Origin of the sequence: Kribbella monticola (genome assembly GCF_003261635.1) — a bacterium.
Lineage (GTDB): Bacteria > Actinomycetota > Actinomycetes > Propionibacteriales > Kribbellaceae > Kribbella > Kribbella monticola.
Map to the genome: position 1 here is coordinate 1 of NZ_QFXK01000078.1, position 1458 is coordinate 1458.

General features: G+C 69.1%; 1 protein-coding gene. It reads left to right on the plus strand.

Going from position 1 to position 1458, the window contains the following annotated elements; all coding sequences use genetic code 11:
* The coding region (locus DIZ26_RS34570; protein ID WP_112248787.1) for a GAF domain-containing sensor histidine kinase at positions 1 to 1458 on the plus strand (1458 nt) is incomplete at its 5' end.

Sequence of the window (1458 nt, forward strand, 5' to 3'; positions counted from 1 at the left end):
TTCATCACGCACGGCGTGACCGCCGAGGAGATCGCGGCGATCGGCCCGTACCCCGAAGGCCACGGCATCCTCGGCCTATTGATCGACCACCCGACCCCGATCCGGCTCACCGACTTGGCCCAGCACCCACGCTCGTACGGGTTCCCGGCCAACCATCCGCCGATGCGCAGCTTCCTCGGCGTACCGATCCGGACCCGGGACCACGCGTTCGGCAACCTCTACCTGACTGAGAAGGCCGAGGACGCCGACTTCACCGAGGACGACGAGCGCACCGTCACCGCCCTCGCCGTCGCGGCCGGCGTGGTGATCGACAACGCCCGCCTGTACGCCGACACCGAGCGCCGCCGCCGCTGGCACGAGGTCACCGCCGAGATCACTCAGCTGATGCTCGGAGACTTCGACGAAGAGCAGATCCTGCAACTGATCGCCGCCCGCGCGCGAGAAGTCTCCGGTTCCGTTCTCGGCGCGGTACTGCTGCAGCACGACGGCGCGCTGGTGGTCCGGGCCGTCGACGGCCCCGCGGCCTTCCACGGCTACCTCGGCCGCTCGATGCCGGCCGACGGGCCGATCCTCAGCGACGTCCTGGGCAGCGACGAGCAGGTGGTGGTCGAGGATCTGTCCACGCTGGTCAAGGAAACCGGCCAGCTGGCGGACTTTCCCGAACTGGGGGAACTCGGCCGCACCATCCTCGCCCCGCTGCCGGGCGGCGAGGGTCCCGGCGGGATCCTGCTGGTCGCCGCCGAACGCGGGGCCGTCCTCGGGGTGACGGTCGGGACGGATCTGGTCCGCATGTTCGCCAACCAGGCGACACTGGCCCTCGATCGCGCCCAAGCGCAGCAGACCCGGTCGGTGCTGGCCGTTCTCGAGGACCGCGACCGGATCGCCCGGGATCTGCACGACCTGGTCATCCAGCGGCTGTTCGCCACCGGGCTGCAACTGCAGGGAATGCACCGGATGGTCCGCCCCGAAGTCCAGGAACGGATCACCCGGTCCGTCGAGGACATCGATGCCACCATCCGCGACCTGCGCGGCGCGATCTTCGAACTCCAAAGCACTCCCGGCAAACCTTCCCTGCGCGCCGACATCCAGACCCTCGTCGACGAGTACGCCGGTCCGCTCGGCTTCCGCCCCGAACTGATCATCACCGGCCCGATCGACAGCACCGTGCCCGCCTCCGTGCGACCGCAGCTGGTCGCCGCAGTCCGCGAATCCCTGTCCAATGTGGTCCGGCATGCCCACGCCCGCAGTGTCAAGGTCGAGATCATCGTCACCGGCATCGATGTCACCGCCCGGATCAGTGACGACGGAATCGGCATCACGTCGTCCGACCGGCGCAGCGGCCTGCGCAACCTCGAGGAAAGAGCCGCCGCATTAGGTGGTGCCGTGCGCCTGGAATCCAACCAACCGCACGGCACCGTGCTGGAACTACGCGCGCCCCTCCACACCGACCCCAGCTGA